20 protein-coding genes are annotated in these 25,485 nt (G+C 45.7%); 8 read left to right on the forward strand and 12 right to left on the reverse strand.

Annotated elements, in window-relative coordinates:
- Positions 1-51: 51 nt before the first annotated feature.
- Positions 52-477, forward strand: coding sequence for a CoA-binding protein (locus NM125_RS13210; protein ID WP_255135427.1), 426 nt, complete (start codon positions 52-54; stop codon positions 475-477).
- An 84-nt stretch (positions 478-561) separates the two neighbouring features.
- On the opposite strand, the gene NM125_RS13215 is transcribed toward NM125_RS13210, so the two are convergent.
- Both NM125_RS13215 and NM125_RS13220 read right to left on the reverse strand, forming a co-directional pair.
- Positions 562-1,050 carry a YajQ family cyclic di-GMP-binding protein gene (locus NM125_RS13215; RefSeq protein ID WP_255135428.1) on the reverse strand — a complete coding sequence of 163 codons (489 nt, stop codon included), beginning with the start codon at positions 1,048-1,050 and terminating at the stop codon, positions 562-564.
- A 90-nt stretch (positions 1,051-1,140) separates the two neighbouring features.
- Positions 1,141-1,845: a DUF5673 domain-containing protein gene (locus NM125_RS13220; protein ID WP_255135429.1), complete on the reverse strand. Its 705-nt coding sequence runs from the start codon at positions 1,843-1,845 to the stop codon at positions 1,141-1,143.
- Positions 1,846-1,888: 43 nt separating this feature from the next.
- Here NM125_RS13220 and NM125_RS13225 point away from each other — a divergent pair, with 43 nt between their 5' ends.
- Positions 1,889-2,233, forward strand: a complete 345-nt coding sequence (locus tag NM125_RS13225) for a gamma-butyrobetaine hydroxylase-like domain-containing protein (RefSeq protein ID WP_255135430.1) — start codon at positions 1,889-1,891, stop codon at positions 2,231-2,233.
- Positions 2,234-2,347: 114 nt separating this feature from the next.
- Here the strand turns inward: NM125_RS13225 and NM125_RS13230 are convergent, their stop codons facing one another.
- Positions 2,348-3,343 carry an aromatic ring-hydroxylating oxygenase subunit alpha gene (locus NM125_RS13230; protein WP_255135431.1) on the reverse strand — a complete coding sequence of 332 codons (996 nt, stop codon included), beginning with the start codon at positions 3,341-3,343 and terminating at the stop codon, positions 2,348-2,350.
- Positions 3,344-3,422: 79 nt separating this feature from the next.
- Between NM125_RS13230 and NM125_RS13235 the strand changes: the two genes are divergently transcribed.
- A complete protein-coding gene (locus NM125_RS13235; protein ID WP_255135432.1) occupies positions 3,423-4,442 on the forward strand; it encodes a Fe(3+) ABC transporter substrate-binding protein in 1,020 nt (339 codons plus the stop codon).
- Positions 4,443-4,811: 369 nt separating this feature from the next.
- On the opposite strand, the gene NM125_RS13240 is transcribed toward NM125_RS13235, so the two are convergent.
- The 7 genes from NM125_RS13240 to NM125_RS13270 are packed head-to-tail and all read right to left on the reverse strand — an operon-like array spanning position 4,812 to position 14,822.
- The gene (locus tag NM125_RS13240; protein ID WP_255135433.1) at positions 4,812-6,506 is read right to left on the reverse strand and encodes an ABC transporter permease; all 1,695 of its coding nucleotides are present in this window, start codon (positions 6,504-6,506) and stop codon (positions 4,812-4,814) included.
- 19 nt (positions 6,507-6,525) lie between these two features.
- Entirely contained in the window at positions 6,526-7,977 is a 1,452-nt protein-coding gene (locus tag NM125_RS13245; protein WP_255135434.1) for a phytoene desaturase family protein, read from the reverse strand.
- Between the two features lie 3 nt (positions 7,978-7,980).
- Positions 7,981-9,651 carry a S8 family serine peptidase gene (locus tag NM125_RS13250; protein WP_255135435.1) on the reverse strand — a complete coding sequence of 557 codons (1,671 nt, stop codon included), beginning with the start codon at positions 9,649-9,651 and terminating at the stop codon, positions 7,981-7,983.
- A gap of 43 nt (positions 9,652-9,694) precedes the next feature.
- Positions 9,695-10,834, reverse strand: coding sequence for a DUF445 domain-containing protein (locus NM125_RS13255; protein ID WP_255135436.1), 1,140 nt, complete (start codon positions 10,832-10,834; stop codon positions 9,695-9,697).
- A gap of 33 nt (positions 10,835-10,867) precedes the next feature.
- Positions 10,868-11,326: an rRNA maturation RNase YbeY gene (gene ybeY / locus NM125_RS13260; RefSeq protein ID WP_255135438.1), complete on the reverse strand. Its 459-nt coding sequence runs from the start codon at positions 11,324-11,326 to the stop codon at positions 10,868-10,870.
- Between the two features lie 10 nt (positions 11,327-11,336).
- Positions 11,337-11,783: a hypothetical protein gene (locus NM125_RS13265; protein WP_255135440.1), complete on the reverse strand. Its 447-nt coding sequence runs from the start codon at positions 11,781-11,783 to the stop codon at positions 11,337-11,339.
- 60 nt (positions 11,784-11,843) lie between these two features.
- A complete protein-coding gene (locus NM125_RS13270) occupies positions 11,844-14,822 on the reverse strand; it encodes a protein O-mannosyl-transferase family (protein WP_255135441.1) in 2,979 nt (992 codons plus the stop codon).
- A gap of 179 nt (positions 14,823-15,001) precedes the next feature.
- On the opposite strand from NM125_RS13270, the gene NM125_RS13275 reads away from it, so the two are divergent.
- A complete protein-coding gene (locus tag NM125_RS13275; RefSeq protein ID WP_255135442.1) occupies positions 15,002-16,498 on the forward strand; it encodes a sodium-dependent transporter in 1,497 nt (498 codons plus the stop codon).
- Positions 16,499-16,515: 17 nt separating this feature from the next.
- On the opposite strand, the gene NM125_RS13280 is transcribed toward NM125_RS13275, so the two are convergent.
- Together NM125_RS13280 and NM125_RS13285 are read right to left on the reverse strand one after the other, a co-directional pair.
- Positions 16,516-17,019 (reverse strand): GyrI-like domain-containing protein, encoded by a 504-nt coding sequence (locus tag NM125_RS13280; protein WP_255135443.1) that lies wholly within the window; start codon positions 17,017-17,019, stop codon positions 16,516-16,518.
- A gap of 7 nt (positions 17,020-17,026) precedes the next feature.
- The gene (locus NM125_RS13285; protein WP_255135444.1) at positions 17,027-17,356 is read right to left on the reverse strand and encodes a TfoX/Sxy family protein; all 330 of its coding nucleotides are present in this window, start codon (positions 17,354-17,356) and stop codon (positions 17,027-17,029) included.
- 245 nt (positions 17,357-17,601) lie between these two features.
- On the opposite strand from NM125_RS13285, the gene NM125_RS13290 reads away from it, so the two are divergent.
- From NM125_RS13290 to pflA, 4 genes are all read left to right on the forward strand, one after another.
- Complete coding sequence (locus NM125_RS13290) at positions 17,602-20,355, forward strand: phosphoenolpyruvate carboxylase (RefSeq protein WP_255135445.1); 2,754 nt, start codon at positions 17,602-17,604, stop codon at positions 20,353-20,355.
- 174 nt (positions 20,356-20,529) lie between these two features.
- Positions 20,530-22,008, forward strand: coding sequence for an OFA family MFS transporter (locus NM125_RS13295; protein WP_255135446.1), 1,479 nt, complete (start codon positions 20,530-20,532; stop codon positions 22,006-22,008).
- 316 nt (positions 22,009-22,324) lie between these two features.
- A complete protein-coding gene (gene pflB / locus NM125_RS13300; protein ID WP_255135447.1) occupies positions 22,325-24,601 on the forward strand; it encodes a formate C-acetyltransferase in 2,277 nt (758 codons plus the stop codon).
- A gap of 98 nt (positions 24,602-24,699) precedes the next feature.
- Positions 24,700-25,434 (forward strand): pyruvate formate-lyase-activating protein, encoded by a 735-nt coding sequence (gene pflA / locus NM125_RS13305; protein WP_255135448.1) that lies wholly within the window; start codon positions 24,700-24,702, stop codon positions 25,432-25,434.
- The last annotated feature ends 51 nt before the right edge of the window (positions 25,435-25,485 follow it).

The raw sequence follows: 25,485 nt of genomic DNA on the forward strand, positions 1-25,485 counted from the left end.
TATAAGATAAGGATATTTGAATACAATTGACGGCTATCGAGACAGGTTTTAATGATTGAAACAATTAGTAATATCAATGAGGTGCTTTCAGAGGCTGAAACTATTGCCATTATTGGCTGCTCTGAGAACGTGTATCGCACCAGCAACTACGCAGCTCGGTTTCTGCAGGAGAGAGGATATCGGGTGATACCGGTTAATCCGGGACCGGAAGAAATCTACGGAGAAAAATGCTACGATTCCCTCACCGATATCCCCAAAGACATCCAAATTGACATCGTGAATGTATTCCGCAATTCAGAATATGCTGCTGATGCAGCCCGTGATGTCGCCGAATGGAAAAAGCAAACCGGACAAAATCCTGTTGTATGGACGCAGCTTGATGTCTCATCCCCGGAAGCCAAGAAAGTTGCTGAAGAACAAGAGCTCCCTTACATACGCAACAAATGCATTATGGTAGAGTGGGATCGGTATTTTTAAGTTTGAAAGTGTTTAGGTGTTAAAGTGTGAACGTGTTTGGTTTTAGTCATTAACACTTAAACACCTAAACACTTTATCACTCAATCACTTCATATTCACAAACTGGAGGGGGACGCCGAAGTCTTTGGCTTTCAGGTTTTTGATAACGGCCTGTAAGTCGTCAATTTTCTTGCCAACCACACGAACCTGGTCTTCCTGAATCTGAGGCTGGACTTTAATTCCCATTCCTTTAATCCCTTTGGTGATTTTCTTCGCCGTTTCACGGTCAATTCCCTCTTTCAGTATCACATCCATTTTCAGATGTCCTTGTGAAGTTCCTTCCGGCTCTCCGTATTCCAACACTTTAGAACTGATTCCCCGCTTAATGAAGTTTTTGGCCAGCATATCTTTAACGGCTTCAAGCTTCATGTTTTCAGCTGCTACCAGGTGAATCCGGTTTTCCTTTTTATGAAATTCCACTTCGGTGTGGAGGCCACGGAAATCATAACGGCTGTTAATCTCTTTCAGGGTATTATTGATGGCATTATCAACTTCCTGTGTATTTACTTTATTAACAATATCAAAAGAGGCCATAGGTATTCAGTTTATTAATTTTAAAAGGGTCATGAAGTGATAGAGTGATTAAGTGATGAGTAGTTTATTTTAACTCACTTTATCACTTTATCACTCCAACTCTTCGTATTCATCAAATTCGTCTTTCTCCAGCTTTTCGGCAATCTTTTCAGACAGAATTTTTTCTACAAACAGGTGGTCTTCATTGGGAATCATGGTTTTAAAGCTGCGGATTTTCTCATCCCGCTTATACTCTATTTCAATCACACCCTCAGAAAACCAGGAATAGGTGAAAAACTGTTCCCAGCTTATTTTACGATCCAGCAGAATTAACCCATTTTTTCTCAACTCCGGAACCAGCCGGATGGTAAAGCTGTAAGCCCCAATGGCGATGATGGATAAACCTGAAGTCACTCTAATGGGAGTGAAGGGAAGATCTGAAAACAACGAAGTTCTTTGTATCCCAAAAAGGATAATACCTATAGTTACCATACTCGGGAAAATATCCGTCCAGAAAGACCGGTTCACATATACAATTTCACCGCAATTGGTTTTTTGCTGAAATTGCTGAACGGCCGCTCCCATAAAAAATCCAAATAGGGAAGAATACACATTGGCCATTACGGCTCCGGCAATGGCTTCCGGGAAATACCCGATTTGGTGCAGCCATTGAAGCATCAGGAAAAGGGTGAGTACCCCAATCAGGGTGTAGGATATATTTCTGGCCGTGAGTTGATCGAGATAAATAAGCCTTTTATAACCCAGCCAGGTACTGATGGCGGCTGTCGCAATTGCTGATACAACTATCCAGATCATTGGTTAATTTTGGTTAGATATTTAAACAGAAAATACAGATTTGATGGACGCATCCACAACGCCAACGGGCATTGAAGTTAGTAATAAAGATCAGGTTCTGGAAATTTCCTGGGAAGATGGACATACCACTGTTTTTCCACTATATGGACTCCGAAAAAACTGCCCCTGCGTGATGTGCCGGGGTGGACATGGAAGCATGGGAGACTTTGAGCCGGAAGCTTTTTTTGAAGAAAACCCTTCCCGCATCGAAATCCGGAACTTAGAACAGGTTGGGAATCATGCCATACAGATTACCTGGGGAGACGGTCATAATTCCGGGATGTATCAATGGAAAACATTAAGATGGCTGGATCCCGAAAATCACCGGCCGGGTGACAACGAAGAGTAGAAGAAACTACAATTTCTAAACCGCTTTCCTGAACTCTTTTTTGAGAAGGCTCTGAAAGTGATAAACTCCCTGTTCCCGTTTCACTGAAAATCGACCCTGATCATAAGCGCTGGATTAAAGTCCGCGCTGCACGGCTTCGCAAATCTCAACATCCTCAAGCTGAATATCGTGGCTGTATGCAATGTCTTCATCGATAAGTCCCGATTCTTGCTTTGCCTGTACATTATCATAAAAATAGCTGAAGATGACTTTGCATTTTTTCGGTGATACCGGCACCACCTTGTTTATTTGTAACCGGCCGGGTAAAATGTTCAGCATCATATTGGGGAAGATGAAGTAGTAAAAAGCTTCACCGCCATCCTGAGAATACACACTTTCTTTGGCTTTAAAGGGACTGTGTTGCAGAGAATGCCACGTTTCCGTTTCCGTGACGTACGCTCGGTAGTCGAGCAGATTGGCGAGTTCAGGGTGCACAATCGGGATGTGATAACCTTCCAGGTAATTATCTACATACACTTTCCAGTTGCATTCTACATCATAAATGTGCTCCGAATGAAATTGCAATGCTCCCAGGTTAATAGGGGCAATTCGTTCTTCAATCCCTGATAAAAGAGAAGAAAGCTTCGGTGTTTGGGGGTTTATTCTTGCAAATATAAGTCCCTGCCAGATTTTGATTTCTACAGCTTCAAGCCCGAAATCCTTTTTATCGAACAGTTCAACCAGGTTCCAGTCAGGAATTCCACGGAGTGAACCGTCATCCAGGTAGGTCCAGCCATGATATTGACACTGCAGTACGGTTTTGGTCCCTTTCTTTACGGCAAGCGGTCCGCCACGATGCTTGCACACATTGAAGAAAGCCTTGACCTCATGATCAGCGGTTCGCAAAACAATAACAGGGTTTTGGGCAATGTCGGTGGTATAGGAATCTCCGGGTTCCTGAATCCGGGCCTCGTGGCAAATAAATTGCCAGTGATTAGTAAAGAGATGATCCTGTTCAAAGTTGAAGAACTCTGGTTCATAGTACCATCGTGAGGGAATAGTCTTGGCTCTCTCAATGGATTCAATGTCCAGGTTTTCTTCACCAAATAGATTTTTACTGTTTTTTGCCATCATCTGTTTAGAATAAATCTAAATAAAGGTTAATTTAGGGCTCATCAAATATATAACTACCAACAATAAAACCAATCTTATGAAATCCACCATTTTTTCTCTCGTTGCACTGGCAATGATTTTTGCTTCCTGTACGGGACAGGAAGAAGTAAATGTGTATTCAGCACGTCACTATGATACAGATCAGGCGTTGTATGAAGAATTTACAGAGCAAACCGGAATTGAAGTTAACCTGATTGAAGGTGGCTCAGACGAGCTTATTGAACGTGTGAAAAGTGAAGGAATTAACTCCCCTGCAGATATTCTCATCACCGTTGATGCCGGCCGACTTTGGAGAGCTGAAGAAGCAGATATTCTTCAACCGTTTGAATCTGAAACTCTGGAAGAGCGCATTCCATCTTCTTTCCGTCATCCTGATGGACTTTGGGTAGGTCTTTCCAAGCGCGTGCGTGGACTCGTGGTTAATCCCGATGCCGTGGAAAACCATGAAGAACTGACCTACGAAGATTTAGCCGATCCAAGATTTGAAGGCCGTGTATGTATTCGATCTTCCAATAACATCTACAATCAGTCGCTGGTTGCTTCTATGATCGAAACCATGGGTGCAGAAGCTACTGAAGAATGGGCCGAAGGACTGGTATCTAATTTTGCGCGGGATCCCCAGGGTGGAGACAGAGATCAAATCAGAGGAGTTGCTGCCGGTGTATGTGATGTAGCGGTTGCTAATCACTATTACCTTGCCGTAATGATTACCGGCGATGACGAAGCAGACCTCGAAGCGGCTTCCAAGGTTGAATTTGTATTTCCTAACCAAGGAGAAGATGGGCGTGGAGCTCACGTGAATATCAGCGGTGCCGGTATCCTGAAAAATGCACCAAACAAAGATAATGCGATTAAATTTCTGGAATACCTGACCACAACGGAAGCTCAGAAATATTATATCGGCGGAAACAACGAATATCCCATCAACGAGAATGCAGAGATTGCTGACGTTCTTAAGGAATTCGGGGAATTTAAAAGCGATGCGGTAAATGTATCCGCTTTAGGAAGAAACAACCCGGAAGCCATCCAAATTATGGACCGGGCCGGCTGGAAATAGATTGAACATCGAACAAGGAACATCGAAGGACGAACGTTAAAGGTTCCTTGTTCGTCATTCGGTGTTCGATGTTAATGTTCAGCTCGGTAATTTCTACAACCTCAGCCGTGAACGGCATTCTTGTGTACCTGAATGCATGGTAATTACTGCCAAATGGGCTGCCACAATTCATGATCTATTCAGGTACGCAATCATGGGGTTCAGCCCTGCGCTGCTGAGCAGAGGCAAGATCTTAGATATACCCTATCCATCATTCCGTTTCCCAAAATCAGGCATGTATGAAAGATAGGACAGAAACGGGGTGATGGATGTTTTGATTGGAGGCCGGAACGTTAAACGTTCTTTGTTCGCCATTCGGTGTTCGCTGTTCTATTGCGTTTCAGACTTCCGGGATTTAGCAATGGTACGGCTTATGATAATCACCGGAATAATCCCTACCAACACAATCATCAAAGCGGCTCCGGCTGATTCTGCCAATCGCTCATCGGAGGCATAGCGGTACACCTGTACAGCCAGGGTGTCAAAATTGAAAGGGCGGACGATCAGGGTAGCCGGCAGTTCTTTCATCACATCTACAAAAACCAGTAACCCGGCTGTAAGCAGTCCTCCCGACATCATGGGGATGTGAATCTTCCGCAGAACTTTAGTGAACGTATAACCCATTCCACGGGCGGCTTCATCCATGTTTGGGGTGATTTTTTCCATGCTCGCTTCAACCCCTCCAAACGAAACAGATAGAAACCGAACGAGATAGGCAAACACCATCGCAAAGATTGTCCCACTGAGTAACAGTCCGGTTGAAAAGCCGAGGTTTTCCCTGAAGAAAGCATCAACCGAATTATCAAATAGCCCGAAGGGGATAAGGACCCCAACTGCAATCACAGACCCGGGGATGGCATAGCCCAGCGAACTGATCCGGTTAAACAGTTTGACAGGTTTTGTAGGGTTAAGTCGTGCCGAATAAGCCATGATAAGGGCAATGCCTACGGCAAGAAACCCGGTTATCGCTGAAACGGTAAAGGAGTTAAAAGCCAGCTCGATAAATTCAAAATCAAGATGATTCAGGTTTGAAAAGAACATATCCAGCAGCAGAATTACCGGAAGTATGAATCCCGCTAAAACCGGCAGAAAACAAACCGTGAATGCAGCCCAGGATTTGAAACCTTTCAGTTTAAATCGGTTTAGTCTTTTAAAACGACTGGAATTGGCTTTTTCATTACTGATCTTATTTCGTGACCATCGCTCCAGAATGAGCAGAACGACAATAAAGCCCATCAAGAATGCTGCGAGCTGTGCTGCAGCCGGCCGTTCACCCAGCCCAAACCAGGTTCGATAGATGCCGGTAGTAAAGGTTTGAACACCAAAATACTGTACGGTTCCAAAGTCATTCAGGGTTTCCATCAGGGCAAGGGCGAGTCCTGCCGCAATACCGGGTCGCGCGACAGGCAGAGCTACCTTAAAAAAGCTTTGCCAGGTAGAATACCCCATAATCCTGCTCGCTTCCAGCAGAGAGGTCGATTGTTCTAAAAAGGATGAACGCGCCAGCATGTAAACATAGGGATAGAAGGCCAGCGACATAATCAAAACAGCTCCTTCAATAGAGCGGATGTTTGGAAACCAGTAGGCATCAATCCCCAAACCAAAGAGGTTACGAATGGTGGTTTGCAACGGACCGGCAATATCCAGAAAGTCGGTATAGATATAGGCCATCAGGTAGGCGGGAATAGCAAAAGGAAGGATGGAAGCCCACTCGAAGATTTTACGTCCCGGAAACTCACACATGGTAATCAGCCAGGCTGATGATACCCCAATCACAATCACCCCAAACGAAACGCCGAAAATAAGTAAGAGGGAGTTTTGGATGTAGTCGCCCAAAACGGTTTCTGCCAGGTGACTCCAGATCTCTCCTGAAGGAGTAAAAATGGAGAATACCACCGTGAGTATAGGTACGGAAATCAACAAAGCAATGACCATGCTGAAGATGGTCCACTTTGGGGATTTCTGCCTGATTTTGGAGGAATCAGGCCGCAAATTTTGAATAGTCGTATGTAGCGCTTTAAGCATGCCTTAAGATACGCTTATCTTAGCTTTTATCAGATGAGATTCCGAATTCATTTTTGAGAACAGACTGAGCTGCATTATAACCACACATCCCGTGAACACCACCACCAGGAGGAGTAGAAGAGGAGCAAATATACATGCCATCGGCAGGAATTTTATAGGGGTTCCACTTCAAAACCGGGCGGCCAAAAAGTTGTTTGAAAAACTGTGCTCCTCCATTAATATCTCCACCCACATAATTGGGATTGTACTGTTCAAATCCCTGAGCCGTCATGGTGTGTTTACTAATGATCGTATCTTTAAAGCCCGGTGCAAACCGCTCAATCTGGCTTTCAATTTCTTGTGTCATATCTTTGGTGGAACCATTCGGTACATGGCAATAAGCCCAGAGCGTGTGTTTGCCCTCAGGTGTTCTTGTACCATCAAATAGACTGGGTTGCGATAACAGCACATACGGTTTATCATGGTGTTTTCCTTCCCAAACAGCCTTTTCTCCTTCAGCTATTTCATCAAAGGTCCCGCCAAGGTGAAGTGTTCCGGCTTTCCTGCATTCCTCATTAAGCCAGGGAACCGGTTCTGACAATGCCCAATCCATTTTGAAAGCACCCGGCCCGTATTGGTATCGCCGCAGTTTATTGCGGTAGGTTTTTGGGAGATGATCGCCAGCAATGTCAACAATTTGATGCGGAGTTAAATCAAAGACAATGGTTTTAGAAGAAGGGATATCAGAAAGTGATTTCACTTCCGTATCGGTCTGAATTTCTCCTCCTTGTTTTTTGAAAAGGTTAGCAAGAGCGGTTGTCACAGAAGCCGATCCGCCTTTGGCGACAGGCCAGCCGACCGAGTGAGCCGAACTCCCAAGAACCAATCCGAAAGAAGCACTGAATGCTTTTTCAAGAGGAATGATGCTGTGGGCCGCACAACCTGCAAACAGGGCTTTGGCTTTCCGTGTTTTGAAAAGGGAGTTGCTCAAATGCCTGGCCGAGAACTGCCCGTACCAACCGAACCGAGCCATTAACAGCGGATGTTTGGGGATTCTGAGCGTTCCAAAAATATCCTCAGAAAGGTAATCCCAGTGATCGGCAAACTCGCTGAAAAGACGGGAGTAGTTTTTCTGATCAGCTCCCAAAGACTCTGCTGTTTTTTCTAACGACCGATAACAAACGGCCGCATCTCCTTTAGCCAAAGGATGTGCGTAGGGAATTTCGGGATGAATGAATTCGAGCCCGTATTCCTTCAGGTTCAACGTGTTCAGGCAAGGGGAGCCGGCCGTTGTTGGTAAAACGGCCGCACAAATATCATGCAAAAAGCCCGGCTCGGTGATTTCCTGTGTTCGGGTTCCGCCACCAATGGTCGGTTTGGCTTCTAAAACCAACACCTTCAATCCTTCCTGCGAAAGCCGAACGGCGGCGCTCAGTCCGTTTGGACCTGAACCGACAATGACGGCATCGTATTCTGGATTGGGCGTATTCAACGGTTATGGGTTTACTCTTTCCTCAGCCATTTTAAGAGCATCGTAGGCATTGATAATACCACCTGTTGCTGAAAGTTCAGAGAAGTGAATGGGTTCATCGGTTCCGGGCTTGTAAACCACCTGATCTACTTTGGTGACGGTTTTAAGCATAATCTCTTTAACCTCAGTAGCCGTTAATTCCGGATAATACGACATGATTAAAGCCGCAACTCCCGCTACCACCGGAGAAGCCATACTGGTTCCGCTTTCCATTTTATATTCATCATCCGGGTAGGTTGAATATACATCAACACCGGGTGCAAAAAGGTCAACGGTTTCCTTACCATAGTTGCTGAAGCTGGCGACCAGCGTTGAATCAGATTCCCAGGATGTAGCTCCCACACTCAGGTAGTTTTTGGCAAAACCGCCGTTCTCGTAAAATCGGGTGGGATAGGAGTCGGTGCTGTCCACATTGTCACTGCCATTACCGGAGCCTGAAATCATCAAAACTCCCATGCTGTCGGCAAATTGCATGGCATCATCTACGTAAAACTTTTGAGGGGAATACCCTTTTCCAAAGCTCATATTAATGACATCTGCTCCATTCTCTGCTGCATACCGGATGGCGTTGGCAACATCTTTATCACGCTCGTCTCCATCAGGTACGGTTCGCAATATCATTAATTCAATATCCGCAATTCCCATTGCACCCAGGTTGTTATTCCGAATGGCGCCTACGATACCGGCTACATGGGTGCCGTGTTCGCTGCTTGGCCCGGTAACGTCATTATTGCCATAAAAGCGGTTGCTGAGGTCATCATAATCATCACCTACAATATCCCGGGGGTTGAAATCGGGATTCAATCCATAATTTGCTAATCCCTGCACGTGCTCATAATAATCTTCAAGGTCTTGTATATCAGATTCGGTTGCGCCATTGCTTTTCAGGTAGTTCATAATCTGCTTGGCTTGCTGAACCTGCTGGGTATCGCCTGATTTGATTTCCAGGTCTTCCGCGCTTAACGAATCGATGTTGGACACCCCAAGCGCCTGCTTGGCAAACATGATAGCTTGTCTGGATTGACCAACCTGAGTAAGTTCACGATCGTTTTGTTCTTTACGACGCTCAAAGGCGGCTTTAATCTCTTTGTAATAGTCAAATTCATCCTGATTTTCTTCAGCTACGGAGTCTTCACTCATACCGGCATATTTCTCACTCAGCTTGGCATAAAGCCGGGTAACTTCGTAAGTATCTTTATCAACATGGGTGCTGTCGGGGCCGCCGATGAAATTCCAGCCGTAAATATCATCCACATATCCATTTCCGTCATCATCGGCGTTATTGCCGGGAATTTCGTCCTCATTCACCCATACATTTTCCTGCAAATCCTCATGATCGATATCGGTGCCCGAATCAATAATGGCAACGATTACCTTTTGCTTAGGTGATTTCGCGGCCAGAAAATCTGCGTAGGCGCGTTCCACTCCGGTACCGTAATAAGGAGTAGCGTCGGAGGGAGTGAGATGCCAGGTTTCAGTGGCGGTGATTTTCTCTGCTTCTGATTCAGAAACCATTTCTGTATCGGTTTCTTTCTCTGATGAAGAAGTAGTTTCCGTGGTTGATTTGGTTCCGGCACAACTCACAGTAAAGAGTGTGACAAAAAGAAGGGTGAAGAGCTTGGATGTAAGGTTCATAAAAAATTGCTGTAGATAAAATTGAATTTAGAATTAATAACGATCAGGAAGACTTTTTCATTCTCAGGATCAGAGAATCTGCAACCACCGTTGACCCGATAATAAACGTCAATACCATGATACTCGCAACAGGTTCCCAAATAATGAAACCACCGAATGTACCTAACACAGCTCCCAGATACTGAATGTACTGGAGCTGGTCGTTACTGGCGTTCTTAATCAGTTGCTCGAGTTTCTTTTCATCATACTGGCGCAGATTGTCTTCAACCAGGGCATGCACGTCAAGCTGATTAATGAGCTTATACAACAGATTGGTAACCATTTCCTCAATCACCGAACCGTGTTCGTCCAGCTTATCGGGAAGGTCGTCCAGGAATACATCCATTTTATTAAGCCCGTTCTCGATACCGGTAGGAAGCTTAACCAGCGCACTTTCAACGAGGTCCTGCATTTCCCGTCCTTTCAAAAAGCTATAGGCTTTGATGGCTACTTTCTCGAAGGAATTCTCATCAATGGCATCATCAATTTGTTGAATCAGTTTTTTAGCGATGGATGATCGCACTTCGGGGTCGGCAATCATTTCATCCACATAGCTGACAACCAGTGCCTTCAGGTTTTCACGAAATTCGGGGTCGTCAATAATATTACGGACGTAAATGGTGGCTTTTTCACGGTACTTGGCAATAGCCTGAGACTCGTGAATTTTTCGCTTGATGATTTCCGGGTTAATCAGATCTTCGGACACAGCCCGGGCCAGCCGATAGGCAATGCGGTCTTTTTGTGCGGGGATAAGTCCCTGCCCAAGAATAGGTCGCTTGTGAGTGGGCCTGAATAACATGGTGATAGCCAGCCAGTTGGTCAAAAAACCAATGAGCCCGCTAATGCTGATAATTCGCAGCAATCCTTCAAAGGAAAAAGTATGTCCGAATAGTTCTGCCGATATTCCGTTGAAATCCCAGAAAAAAGAGGTGATAAATACCGCTAAAAGCAGGTAAGGAACAGCGAAAAGCAGGTTCATTAACCACCGGTGTTCGGTCACTTTTTTAGGAGGGATGGCAAGTTCGCCCTTTTTCTCGGGCAGGGTAGAGTGTTTATCCACCTGCGTGCGGATGAGCTCCCAAAGCCGGGAACCGTATTGCTTGCTCCGCTCTTTTATAATGTCTGTATTGTCCTGTTTATTCATCCGTAGTTTTGGACTGATGTACGCAGAAGTTCCCTATTTGTTGGCTTCGGCAAGGGCTAAATATTTATTCTCAAGCTCGGTCATGGCCTCTTTTTCTTTATCTGAGGAATCTTCATATCCAATCAGGTGAAGGAGCCCGTGAATAAAAATTCGCTGAAATTCTCTTTCCACCGGTTCTTTGAATTCAGCTGATTGTTCAATAATTCTCGGAGCACAACAGAAAAGGGTGCCTTCAATTTCGTCATTACCTTTCGATCCGGGTTCATCATCGTACCGAAAAGAAATAATATCGGTGACATAATATCGGTTCAGATGCTCTTTGTTGATCCGGACAATTTCCTGCTCACTCACAAAAACAAGTTCAACCAGGGAGAAAGAGACACCTTCCTTATCTGAAATTATCTTCAGGATGGATTCCGCTTTCGAGCGGCTTAACGGAACCTTCTCATCGCTTTCATTAAAAAGTTGAAGGATGGAAGAATCTGTTTTCAAGAGGGTAGTTTTAGAAGGTGAAATCGTCGTCCATCGACTCGGTGAGGGAGAGGGCAATGCCACACATCATCAAATCTTCGGGAAGCTGGGTGAAGTCTCCGCTCAGGATGGAATGATCCACATTGGCGTATAAACTACAGCCGGCTGTTTTCTCAACAATAAGTCCCGATGTTTTTTCGCCGGATTTCCCGAAGAACGTAACCTGTTGAAGCATCTCACTGGCAACAAAAGCCGTACAGTTGTGAAGCTGTAAAAAGGTATTGTAAGCATACACAGATACCATGTTCATCTGTTCGTCATTCACATCCAGCCCGAGATGAATTTCAAGGGCCAGTTTTCGAGGCTCTTCCTCATTTTTAACCTCGAATCTGAACACGTCGTTACCCAGGGGCTTTGGTTTGGTTCCCAAAACCTTACCGATGGTATCAATATTTTCTTTTGTAAACTGGTGAATCATAGCTGGCTCATTAATTGTGCCGAAATATACGGCACCTTCTCATAAGTTTAAATGAAAGAGTTAATCGATTCCGTAGCGTTGAATTTCCTGCTCACTGGCTTCTTTCGTAGCCGGCATAGGAGGGAAACTGCTGCCCATCAACATATTTACTTCTTCAGAAAGCGCTTTGGCTTCTTCGGTGTTATCACCCTGATAATAAGTGTACTGAATTAATACCAGTGATTGACGTGCCGTTCGAACCGCAGTCAGGTATTGCTGAGCATCACTATTCAGCTGCTCCAATTGCGGGCGAATTTCACGCTGTGTGCGAATGTCGCCACGTGATTGTGCGCTTTGAAGTTGCTGATTCAGCTCGTTGAATTCAGCCTCTATATCAGAAAAACGATTCAGGTTCTTCTCAAGCTTTTCCTTGATGTCTTCTACAGCTGTACCGGCAAGACGCATGGCATCATCATGAAGATCAACCTGAGCGTACCGTACGGCATAGAGCAACTTAAGCGACTCGTTGGTTTCTGAAGGACGGAAAGGAATTTTTTCTTCTCCCCACTTCAGCCAGTATTGAGCACTGTCAATCTTACCTTCCTCACGGTAGGTCATGGCCAGCGACATAAAGTTAAAGCGGTAGTTGCTGAGCATACGGCGGATGTTCTCGTCGAAATAGACATCCGGGTTATTCCATTCTCGGAATTTGAAATTCTCAACACGATCGGTGAAGGTTTTTGGATTGATGTGTCCTTCGCGTCCGGCTCCGAAATCTTTAGGAACTACGCGATAGGCTTTTCCTTCCGTTCGGAAGTAATCCTGCAGGTTAAGCTGGCTTTCACCGGAAACTGTGTTCGCAAAGTAAACAGGACGCAACCAGTTGTTGTTTTGCAGGATATCCAAAATCAACCGATCCTGAACCTGGAGGTAATAAATACGGTCACCTTGTTGGTTTTGCCCGTAAAAGCGTCCGTATAATGTCCATGTTACTTCATCATCGAGGGAGTCAACCGGCATTTCGAAGTCAACGCCTTTCTGTAAAAGGGGCAGAGAAGTATCCGGTTTAACGCCGATGGCTTCTTTGTAATTCATGTCTTCTGAAAATGCATTCTGCAGCATTTCCTTATCCACCGGGATGGTAATATCCTGTGGCTGCCACTGGCTGATACCAGCGGTAACCCGTTCCACTTCCTCATCAGAAAGAGAGATAGGCAGCGGAGCTGATTCGTGCGACCACTGGTCTCTGAGCTGCTTAATATACCAGTCGGTATTCAACAGGCTCAGGCAAACGATGCGCACATCGGTACGAACGCCTTCCACTTCCTGTGCATACCAAAGCGGGAAGGTGTCATTATCACCATTGGTAAATAAAATAGCATTTGGAGCTACGGACTCCAGCAGGTTTCGGGCATAGTCAGGAGCTACGTACCGGTCGCTACGGTCATGGTCATCCCAGTTTTGGTAGCCCATCCACACAGGGGAGGCAAGCAGGCATAAAACAACGGCTGCATATCCCAATATTCTGTTGTTGGCGTATTGTTTGATGAGTTCAATAATCCCTGTGACTCCAAGCCCGAGCCATATCGAAAAGGCAAAGAAGGAGCCCACGTAGGCATAATCCCGCTCACGCGGCTGATATGGGGGTTGATTCAGGAACACAATAATCGCCAACCCCGTGACGATAAAGAGTGCGAGTATAGCGAGTGCCCGTTTCCAGTCGGAGCTGAAGTGGAAAATCATCCCAAATAAACCCAGTAAAAACGGGATAAAGAAATAGGCATTACTGGCGGGGTTATCGGGATAGGCCGGCTCCTCAAATCCGGACCGCCAACCCGTATCCTGAATATCAGCCTCACGACCTATGAAGTTCCAGTTGAAGTAACGGATGTACATGTGGTTAACCTGGTAATCCCAGAAGAAAGCCCAGTCTGAATTATACCGCCCGTAGTAATCAAGGTGATTGGGGGCCGGAGAATAACGGCGAGGGAAAAACTCTTCTTCAGAGCGGTCGATTTGCCCGGTTTGGTCATTATAATTGTTGCCCTTTAAAATAGGAGTGGCTCCGTACTGTTCCCGCTTCAGGTAACTGATAAAAGCTTCCACGGTTTCAGGATCATTTTCGTCGATGGGGGGATCGGCGATGGAGCGGATCATAATCACGGAATAGGAGGAGAACCCGATCAAAATCATCGCGTAACTGATAGCAATGATATTGGCTATGCGCATTTTGTGTTTATGCGTGTAGTAAATGGCATAAGCTACAGCGGCCATAAACAGGAAGATGAACAGCATGGGACCGATAAGTCCATAGGTGGCTTCATCCACACTGTTGGCCATTGTCGGGATCATCTGAATGGTAAACGGATACACCGAAAAGAAGGCAATGACGGCTCCGACACCCATCAATAAAAACGACTTCCACTCAAATTCCTTAAGCTTGAAGTACACAATCAGGGCTACAAAGAACAGGGCAAGCAAGTTCAAGAGGTGAACACCGATCGCTATACCAAACATATAGGCGATAAGTACCAGCCAGCGTTCATTATAAGGTTTGTCGAAATTTTCAGCCCACTTCAACGCCATCCAAACTACAATAGAGGTAAAAAACATGGACATGGCATACACTTCGGCTTCCACAGCGCTAAACCAGAAGGTATCGGTTACGGCAAAGGTGAGGGCTCCGACTAAAGCACCTCCGTACATCCCGATTTTATCCATCATATCCATAGAATCAGGATTGCCTTTCCACTCGCGAACCAGACGGACCACAATCAGGTATAAGAACATTACCGTAAAGGCAGATGTTAGCGCACTTATAAAGTTGATGCTAACGGCAATGTATTCAGCCGGCATAAACATGGAGAAAAGTCGCCCCACGATGGAATAAAAGGGAGCGCCCGGAGGGTGATTTACCTGCAAGCCGTGCGCAACGGCAATGAACTCACCCGCATCCCAAAAACTGGCAGTGGGCGCGAGGGTTAGCGTGTATATAATAAGTGAAACAAAAAAGGTAAAAAGAGCGAGATATCTGTTGGTCGTTTTATGATCTGAAAGCATGTAAAATTGGTTAGCTGCTCAAAAAAGTTTTTGGATATTCGTAGATAACATTTTATGATAGGCTCGCAATTATAAGCACAGCCTTATACTAATCAAAATGTAAGATACATAAGAATTTAAACTTCTCGCAGCTAAAACGGGAAAGTTCGAATCGTATTTTCAACTTTAAATATTTTTGCATGTCAGCGAATACAAAAGAACGTTTTTCTTCAAAACTGGGGTTGATTTTAAGTGTGCTCGGGATCGCCATTGGAACCGGAAATATCTGGCGATTTCCCCGAATAGCAGCCCAGAACGGAGGAGAAGAAGGAGCGGGTGCTTTTCTGTTTGCATGGATTTGCTTTCTGATTCTGTGGTCAATCCCTCTCATTATTGCTGAATATGGAATGGGGCGAAATGGCCGAAAAGGTGTGGTAGGTTCTTTTGTTGAATTGATTGGAGAGAAAAAAGGCTGGCTGGGTGGATTTGTAGGCTTTGTAGCCACGGCCATCATGTTTTACTACAGTGTGGTAGCGGGCTGGTGTCTTTACTATCTTATTACCAGCATCACCGAAGCTTTACCTGCAAACCTGCAGCAAGCCAACGCCATTTGGGATGGATTTCAGGGTTCCAGCTGGCCGCTAATAGCTCATGCCTTTGTGATGTGTGTGGGGGGCTTTATCGTTATTAAGGGGATTTCCTCTATCGAGAAAGTAAATAAGGTGTTGATTCCTTCCCTGTTGCTGGTACTCATTGTTTCCCTGTTTAAAGCCCTTTCGCTTGAAGGCAGCGGACTTGGAATTGAATACCTGTTTACCCCGGATTGGTCAACATTGAAGAAACCGGAGATCTGGCTGGAGGCGCTTACGCAAAATGCCTGGGATACCGGTGCTGCCTGGGGATTGATAATGACCTACGCAGCCTATATGCGCAAAACGGATGATGTTACCATCACGGCATTCCAGACCGGAATTGGGAATAATATGGTTTCGTTGCTGGCTGCCATTATCATTTTCTCAACCGTGTTTGGTACTTTGAGTCCACAGATGGGAAGTGGTGAGATTCTGGATGTAATGAAAACCTCCGGTCCGGCTTCAACGGGACTTACTTTTATCTGGATGCCTCAGCTATTTGCAACCATGGGAGGCGGCGGTATTTTTGCCATCCTGTTCTTCCTGGGCTTGACGTTTGCCGCTTTCAGTTCGCTTATTTCCATGATTGAACTGGCCGTGAAAGTATTTGTGGATATGGGAGCTGAGCGAAAACGAGCTACCTTAGTTATATGCGCAGCTGGTTTTGGATTCGGAATTCCTTCTGCGCTGAACCTGACGTTCTTCGCCAATCAGGATTTTGTGTGGGGAGTGGGACTGATGGTTTCAGGTGCTCTTATTTCCTATGCAGTCATTAAACACGGAACTCAAAAATTCCGCGAAGAGCTTATCAACACGGAAGACCGCTCGACAACCTTAGGTTCCTGGTGGGAAATCATCATCAAATATGTGGTACCGATTGAAGTGGTTACACTGCTGGGGTGGTGGATGTATCTCTCTGCTACTACCTATGCACCGGACACCTGGTACAATCCGCTGAGTCCTTTTTCGGTGATGACGGTTGTGCTTCAATGGGGGCTTGCGCTACTTCTTGTATGGTTTTTCCGCAAGCGATTGATGAGGAGCGGAAAAGAGGCAGAAGGGTAACGGCAACGCATACGTTCTTATAAGTCGTACCCGACTTCCGAATCCCTGATGGGAACCCAAACTTCTTCTTCCGCTTCGGGATCGGTGGGATCATAGTCTTCTTTCATGACCTCAAAATGAGGACGGGTATCCAGTTCGTAGAAGGTGCCCGGCAGCCATTCGCTGTGAATGTATTGGCTGGTTTTGGGGAAATCGGAGGGCAGTCCTTTATGGATGAACACGGCATATTTACCGCCTGCCAGTGTAAAATTTTCCATTCCATTTGTCAGTTCCCCAAAATCATTAACCTCCACAGCTGCCCACTTTTCGAAAGGGGTATCCGGAGTAAAGCTTTCAGAACTCAAATCATCATCAAAAACCTGTACCGAATATAAACCGGAACCGGTCGCGTTTTCGATTTGGTGTACATGGGGATGAAACGACTTCCACAACTCTCGGGTCTGATCTTTAGCCAGAGAAGTGCGAATGCGTTTTCCCACAAGTTTTATATCCGAGATGGTGACAATACGGGGTTCCAGCATAGCATTATTATTTAGGGGTGAGAGAGGAGGTGAATGACAAACAGGTATCCAACCACAGTTTTAAATCCTGATCTTTTTGTACTCCTTCCGGTGATACATAGATCATTCCTTTCATGGGTCGGCCGGTAAAATCCATTTTATGGGCATGAGGCTTGGAAAGACTTTCTTCATAACGGTCGGGACCCACTCTGGCCATAAGTTTATCGTTAACAATGCCAACCGCCATATGGCCGGAAACCATGAAACAGAGTCCGCCAAACATTTTCTTTTCTACCACATTATTCTGATCGCGCAGCAGGTTTCGAATCCGCTCTGCTAAACCCTCGTCAAAAGCCATATTCTTTTTATGAATTACTAACCCAAAAGGAATTAGCAGAATTAATTTCTTAGAAACAAGAGGCAATAGCAGGCTCCAATGCAGAGCATCAGAGCCAATGAAAGGTTTTCATTCTTGATGATGATAAATTGAACACGGTCATCCTATGCTTGGGAAAAAAATCAACCTTTCAGTTTTATCGGTGAGTATTGATTTGTTAATTTTAGAATCTCAAACTCACGTACTTACAATTAATCTCACTCACTATGTACTTCAGTACAACCGATGATGGAATCGAACTTGAAAAAATCCAGAATGACCTCACGTATTTACATAATTGTTATGTAGAAATGCTCCGGGATATCGGGGAAGAGCAGGTAGCCAATGCCATTGAAGAAGGGCATCATTCAAAGTCAGATTCTGAAAAGATAAGCAAGGCATTCTCACTGTACTTTCAGTTCATCACCATTGTAGAGGAAAATGCAGCCGTGCAATTGCGCAGGAAACTGGAAGATGAATATGGACTGGATCGTATCTCAGGTCTTTGGGGTAAGACATTACAGGACCTTAGTGATCAGAAAATCCCTGAAACTGACATTCTGAACAAACTCCCAGATATCAAGGTTGAACCGGTACTGACGGCTCACCCAACCGAATCAAAACGCTCTACCGTCATCGATCAGCTAAGGTCTGTGTACCTGTTGATGGTAAGGCGTGAAAATGAAATGTGGACGACAATTGAAAAGGAGCAGATCCGGGATGAGATCATGACCGCTATGCAGCGTCTATGGAATACCGGGCAGGTGTTTCTGCATAAGCCCTCCATTCAGGATGAGCTCACCAATATCATGCACTACCTGACCAATGTATTCCCTAAAGTGCTCCCGATGCTTGATCAGCGACTGAGAGAGGCCTGGGAAAATGCCGGTTTCAATACTGAGCTTCTGGATGATTATCGAAAGTTTCCCAAAATGAGTTTTGGTAACTGGGTGGGTGGCGACCGTGATGGACATCCCTTCGTAACCGACCGGGTAACCCGCGAAACACTCTTGGGACTGAGAAAACAGGCTTTACATTTACTTAAAAATGACCTGTCAGGGCTGGCTAAAAAATTAAGTATTTCATCATTTGAAGTTGAGACACCGGCCATGCTTTCGGCCCGACTTAACGAAATGAAAGTAAGAGGAGGAGAAGCAGCAATACAGGCCCTTGAACGGAATATTGATGAGCCATGGCGCCAATATTTGAATCTGATGCAGGTCTTACTTCCCTTGCAGGAGAATGATGAACCAGTAGAAAAGCCAGATGCGAAAAGATATTACACATCAGAGAAGGAGGTGCTTTCAGACCTCGATATCCTCATTAAGTCCTTACATGAGATCAATGCCGGGCGTATCATAAAAAGTGATGTGGAGCCCATTGCCCGGAAAGCAGCTACCTTTGGGTTTCATCTGGCAGCGGTGGATATCAGGCAAAACAGCCAATTTCACGATAATGCCATGGCTCAGCTACTTAAAGCCTCCGGTATTGAAGACGGAGAGAATTTTGCAAGCTGGAGTGAGGAAAAAAGAGTGGATTTCCTGAATGCTGAACTCCAAAGTTCACGTCCTTTTGTTCGCCATCGGCAGGGATTAGGTACAGAAGCGGATGCCGTACTTGCTTGCTACCATGTGGTAAATAAGCACATCAATAGATATGGAACCAATGGAATTGGATCCTTTATCGTAAGCATGACCAGAAGTTTGTCGGATCTGTTGGTGGTATACGCCCTTTGCCGTGAAGCCGGCCTCATGGAGCTGACTGATGAAGGCATGGCCTGCAAGGTGCCGGTGGTTCCATTACTTGAAACGATAGAAGACCTGGAAGAAGGGCCTGATATCCTGGACGCTTTTTTGAAGCATCCGGTCACACAGCGCAGCATTACCTACCGGCAGGAACGTGATAATTCCGACAGGTATCAGCAGGTGATGGTTGGGTACAGTGACAGTAACAAAGATGGAGGTATCTTCGCCAGTCTTTGGAGCCTGAATCAGGCGCAGCTCAAATTATCAGCGGTAGGTGAGAAGCATGATATCCGAATTCGATACTTTCATGGTCGTGGCGGAACCATAAGCCGCGGGGCAGGGCCAACTCACCGTTTTATTGCGGGACTTCCATCTGGTACGGTTCAGGGAGATATGAGGCTGACCGAACAGGGGGAAATGATCTCTCAGAAATATGCCAATACCGTCACTGCCTTGTATAACCTGGAGTTGTTGCAGGCAGGAACGGCTTCACACACCCTGAGCAAAGACAGCGGAAAAGACCTTCAAAGCGATCTTCAGCCAATAGTGAACAAACTGTATGACTACAGCCTTGAAAGCTATCAGTCTCTGGTGCATTCGGATGAGTTTGTTCAATTCTTTTCGCAGGCAACGCCCATTGATGTCATTGAATCCAGCAGCATCGGATCAAGGCCGGCCCGCAGAACAGGTAAGCGTTCCTTTGGCGATCTTCGCGCCATTCCATGGGTATTCAGCTGGAGCCAGGCTCGGTTCTTCCTGACCGGATGGTATGGGGTTGGTTCAGCCCTGCAGCGACTTCGGGATGAAGATCCGGAAGCATTTTCTGAGCTGAGCAAGGAAGCGGTCAATTTCATGCCTTTCCGGTATATCATTACCAATGCATCCTCGGCAATTGCTCTCACGGATACGGAGATTATGAAGGAATATGCTTCGTTGGTTGAAGATCAGGCTCTCGCAGAAAAATACCTGAATGATATAGAAGCTGAGTTCAACAGAACAAGGGAGATGCTGGAGCTTCTTTACGGTCACAACCTGAGTGAACGGCGACCTCGTATGTATAAAATGATCGAGTTCCGATCCAGGAGGTTAAAGCCATTGCATCAGCTGCAGATCGAGCAGCTTAAAACATGGCGTGGATTGAAAGCGTCCGGAAAGGAGAAGGAAGCGGCAGAACAACTGCCTGAGATGCTCCTGGTTCTGAATGCCATCGCCAGTGGCTTGGGCACAACAGGTTGATCCAATAGGGGAGGTTTCATTTGCCGATACGCAGGCTTTTGATATGGGTATGCTTTGGTAACATTATGTTTCTCAAATTATGAGCATTCCCTTCATCAATATTTCATATCGCTCTCTTACTCTTAGCGACACCGTCATCAAGAGGTGATCCTAAAGATAACAGATCGATAAATTATGAAAAATCGCTGGCTCATTGCGGCTTCGGCTGTCGGTATTCACATCTCAATTGGTTCAGTATATGCCTACAGTGCATGGAAGATGCCCTTAGAAAACACCTTCGGCTGGTCTACCACCAGTACTTCCATTGCATTCAGTATTGCGATCTTCTTTCTGGGAATATCAGCAGCAAGCCTGGGGCGTATCATTGAGATCCATGGCCCATCAAAAGGAGGGCTGCTTTCCACTTTATTCTTTACCGTGGGATTGTTTGGCTCTGCTTTAGCAGTCTATTTGGAAAGCATTTGGTTGTTCTACCTGTTCTTTGGAGTGATCAGCGGAGTCGGATTGGGCCTTGGCTATATTTCTCCGGTTTCTACTCTGGTGAAATGGTTCCCGGATCGTCGGGGTCTGGCAACCGGGTTGGCCATCATGGGCTTTGGATTTGGCGGACTGGTATGTGCCCATCTGATCGATGTGTTTAATCCACCTCAATCTGAAATAGTACTGCCTGTAGAAGTAACGGCCAAAGAATATATGGAATTGCAATCGGCAGACCCGGAGCAGGCAGAAGTATTGATGGCTGGAGTACCAGATTTCTATGACTTTAAGGCCAATGAGTCTGAACTCATGAGAATGGAAACTGAAAATATGCAGGAAAGTACAGCCTACAAAAATCTTGAGTCAACCATTGCGCCATTTCGAACGGTTGTGTTGTATGATAAATCTGCAATAGCCACAGCATTTATTGGCCTTGGCATCATTTACCTACTGGTCATGTTACCCAGTGCTTTATACATCGCCCCGCCACCGTCCGGTTATGGTGAAGAGTTTGAAAGCCAGGCCAAGAACTCTGCGAGTAAAAAATTAATGAACGTACCGGATGTAACAGCTTTTGAAGCTCTAAAAACACCGGGGTTTTATGGGCTTTGGATTATGTTATTCATCAATGTGTCGTGTGGGATCGCGGTGATAGCAACAGCTAAAAAAATGGGCTACGAAATGGTTCGCCTTTCAGTGGAAATGTCCAGCTTACTGGTAATGGGTATCTCCTTGTTTAATGGCATCGGGCGAATAGTATGGGCTTCACTTTCCGATTACATTGGAAGAACCAATACCTATGTGGCCTTTTTTGCAATACAGATGATCGCCTTTCCACTGCTTGCCAATCTTACTACTCAACCCATACTGTTCATGATCGTTACTTTCGTGATCCTGACATGTTACGGCGGAGGGTTTGCCAGTATTCCGGCATACATAAGTGACCTGTTTGGTTTGAAGGAAATGCCTACTATTCACGGTTTCATTTTGACAGCCTGGTCACTGGCAGGTATTGTCGGTCCTCTTCTCAATGCCTACGTATATGAGCAAACCAAGAGCTACCAGCAAAGTCTCTACATTTTTGGTGGAGCTTTTGTATTGGCACTGGTGGTTTCATTGCTCATGAAGATCGAGATGCGCCGGGTTCAGGAGCTTGCTGTTTCACAAAATGGTTAGGAAGTAGTTACTCCATAGGGTGATTTAGTACATGAGATACCTGGTGTTGAGAACCAGACTTGCATGGAAGCGCTTCCAATCTTAAGTCAATATTAACAGAATGTTAATTCCGCTAAAAACTCGTTAAAACGGCAAAAAATTAACGGTCTCTTCACAATTGGGAGATACATTTCTCCCGACCGAAAAGGTGATCATGGAGATACAGAATACATCAGGTAGGTCTCCACAACAGCATTGCTTCGGTTAATTCAGTGCCGCCAGAAATATGTTGGCATTGGGTACTTCAAAAAACCGTTCTAAACCAAGAGTTAATCTTATGAAAGCGACCGACAAAAACACTTCTCTACCGTTTTTAACAGATGACACCCCTTTGTGCTATCGTAATTTTACGGCGGGAAAGTGGAATACAGAAATAGAAGTCAGAGATTTTATCCAGAAAAACTATATCCCTTACCTGGGAGATGCATCCTTTTTGAGCGGTCCAACCGATACCACTCAGCTGTTGTGGCAGCAGGTGATGAATTTGATGATCAAGGAACAAAAAGAAGGGGTGCTGGATGCCGATACTGAATTGGTGTCATCCATCATATCTCATGGGCCGGGATACATAGACAAAGACCTTGAGCGCATTGTAGGCCTTCAAACCGATGCCCCTTTAAAACGATCTATGATGCCGTTCGGTGGTGTAAGAATGGCCAGAAAGGCATTGGAAAGCCACGGTTTTAGCTTCTCTGAAAAAACACAGGAAGCATTTGATGCCATACGTAAAACACACAATGATGGCGTATTTGATGGTTACACATCAGAGATAAGAAGCTGCCGATCTTCCGGTATCATCACCGGTCTGCCTGATTCGTATGCACGAGGCCGTATCATCGGAGATTACAGAAGGGTTGCTCTTTACGGCATTGACCGCTTAATTGAGGACAAGATCGAGCAGCTGGATTCTCTTGAAGTCACAAACATTCAGGAAGAAACCATCCGCCTGCGTGAGGAAATTAATGAGCAGATCCGCTCATTAAACGAACTCAAGGAGATGGCTTCCGGCTACGGCTTTGATATCTCCAAGCCGGCCACAAATGCTACCGAGGCGGTTCAGTGGTTATACTTCGGGTACCTGGCGGCAGTGAAAGAGCAAAATGGAGCAGCCATGTCTTTCGGCCGGGTCTCAACCTTCCTCGATATCTATATTGAACGCGACCTGGAAGAAGAAGTGCTTACTGAGCCCGAAGCTCAGGAACTGATCGACCACCTGGTGATGAAACTTCGTATGGTGCGGTTCATGCGTCCACCAGAGTATGATGAGTTATTTTCCGGCGACCCAACCTGGGTAACCGAAGTGATAGGCGGTATGGGTATTGATGGCCGAACTATGGTTTCCAAAACCTCTTTCCGCTTCCTCCAAACCCTCCATAACTTGGGGCCTGCTCCAGAACCGAACCTGACGGTACTTTGGTCAGAAAATCTACCGGAGGGATTCAAGCAATTCTGTGTGGATACTTCTATCAAGACGTCTTCATTACAGTATGAGAATGATGACCTGATGCGTGATTACTGGGGAGATGATTATGGCATCGCATGCTGTGTGTCTGCCATGAAGATCGGTAAGCAAATGCAGTTCTTCGGTGCACGAGCCAACCTGGCCAAGACCCTCTTGTATGCCATAAACGGTGGTAAAGATGAGGTGAGCGGTGAGCAGATAGGCCCGGAACTTGCTCCTATCACAGGCGATACGCTTACATATGATGAGTTAATGCCCAAGTTTGATGCAATGATGGACTGGCTGGCTGCCACGTATATGAATGCATTGAATGTGATCCACTTTATGCACGATAAATACTACTACGAACGCCTGGAGATGGCCCTGCACGACCGGGATGTATTCCGGACCATGGCCTGTGGTATTGCTGGACTCTCAGTTGTAGCCGATTCATTGAGTGCTGCCAGGTATGCAAACGTTAAGATCCTTCGTGATGAACGGGGATTGGCTACTGATTTCGAAACGACCGGTGAATTCCCGGTATTCGGAAATGATGACGACCGGGTAGATAACATAGCCCGCGACTTGGTGAAAACATTCATGAATAAGCTGAAGCAACAGCCTGCTTATCGTGATTCTGTACCAACACAATCTATTCTTACGATTACCTCGAACGTGGTGTACGGCAACAAGACCGGAAACACACCCGATGGCCGTAAGAAAGGGGAGCCGTTTGGACCGGGTGCCAACCCAATGCACGGCCGTGATAAGAACGGTGCTGTGGCAAGCATGCGTTCAGTGGCTAAGTTGCCTTACGAATACGCTCAGGATGGGATTTCCTATACATTCTCTATTGTACCGGGAGCCCTTGGCAGAACGGATGAAGACAGGGTGGAAAACATGGTAAACCTGCTGGACGGATACTTTAAGGAAGGCGGCCACCATGTCAACGTGAATGTATTTGACCGCGATACGCTGGTGGATGCGATGGATCATCCTGAAAAATATCCTCAACTCACGATTCGCGTGTCAGGCTACGCAGTTAATTTCAATAAGCTGACCAAAGAACAGCAAATGGATGTGATCACAAGAACCTTCCATGAAAGGAACTGACAACAACCGACCGTAAATCATATATATCATTGAAGTAGCAGCAGGAAAGGAGTACTGACCACAAAATCAGTACTCCTTTTTAAAAAGAGGAAACGAGAATGGAAAATGTAACCGGATATCTGCACTCTGTAGAAACAGCCGGAACCCTGGACGGCCCCGGAATACGACGGGTAATATTTTTGAATGGGTGTCCACTAAAGTGTGTGTACTGCCATAACCCGGATAGCAGGCGATACAAAGGAGGCATAAGAACAGATGCTTTCACTGAACTGCGGGGTATTGCAAGGCAAAAAGAGATGCTTTTATCTATGAAGGGCGGCGTGACGCTCTCGGGTGGTGAACCGCTTTGGCAACCGGACTTTGTAAAGGCCATCTTCGAAGGATCCAAAATGATGGGATTGCACACTGCCTTGGATACATCAGGGTTTGTAGGCCATAAAGCAGATGATGAACTATTGTCGCTGACCGATCTGGTACTCCTCGATATCAAACACTTCGACCCGGAAGGGTATAAAAAAGTAACCGGTGTCAATTTACAACCCACTCTCGATTTTGCAGAGCGGCTGGCAGCCATGAATAAGCCGGTATGGCTACGTTTTGTTCTTGTGCCGGGCTACACGGACGATATGAATGCCATAGCGAAAATGGCCAAATATGCCCGTCATTTAGGAAACGTGGAACGGGTGGAGGTGCTGCCTTTCCATAAAATGGGGGAATACAAATGGGAAGCTTTGAACATGGATTATGAGTTATTCGATACTGATGAACCATGTGCAGCTCTTATTTCAGAGACCAAAACATATTTCAATAGGGAAGGTATTCCGGTGTTTTAGGGAACCTGATGCTAAACTAACTTATAGCTCGTTCTGTAGCTCAGCATCAGA

It is taken from the genome of Gracilimonas sediminicola (assembly GCF_024320785.1).
Classification (GTDB): Bacteria; Bacteroidota; Rhodothermia; order Balneolales; family Balneolaceae; genus Gracilimonas; species Gracilimonas sediminicola.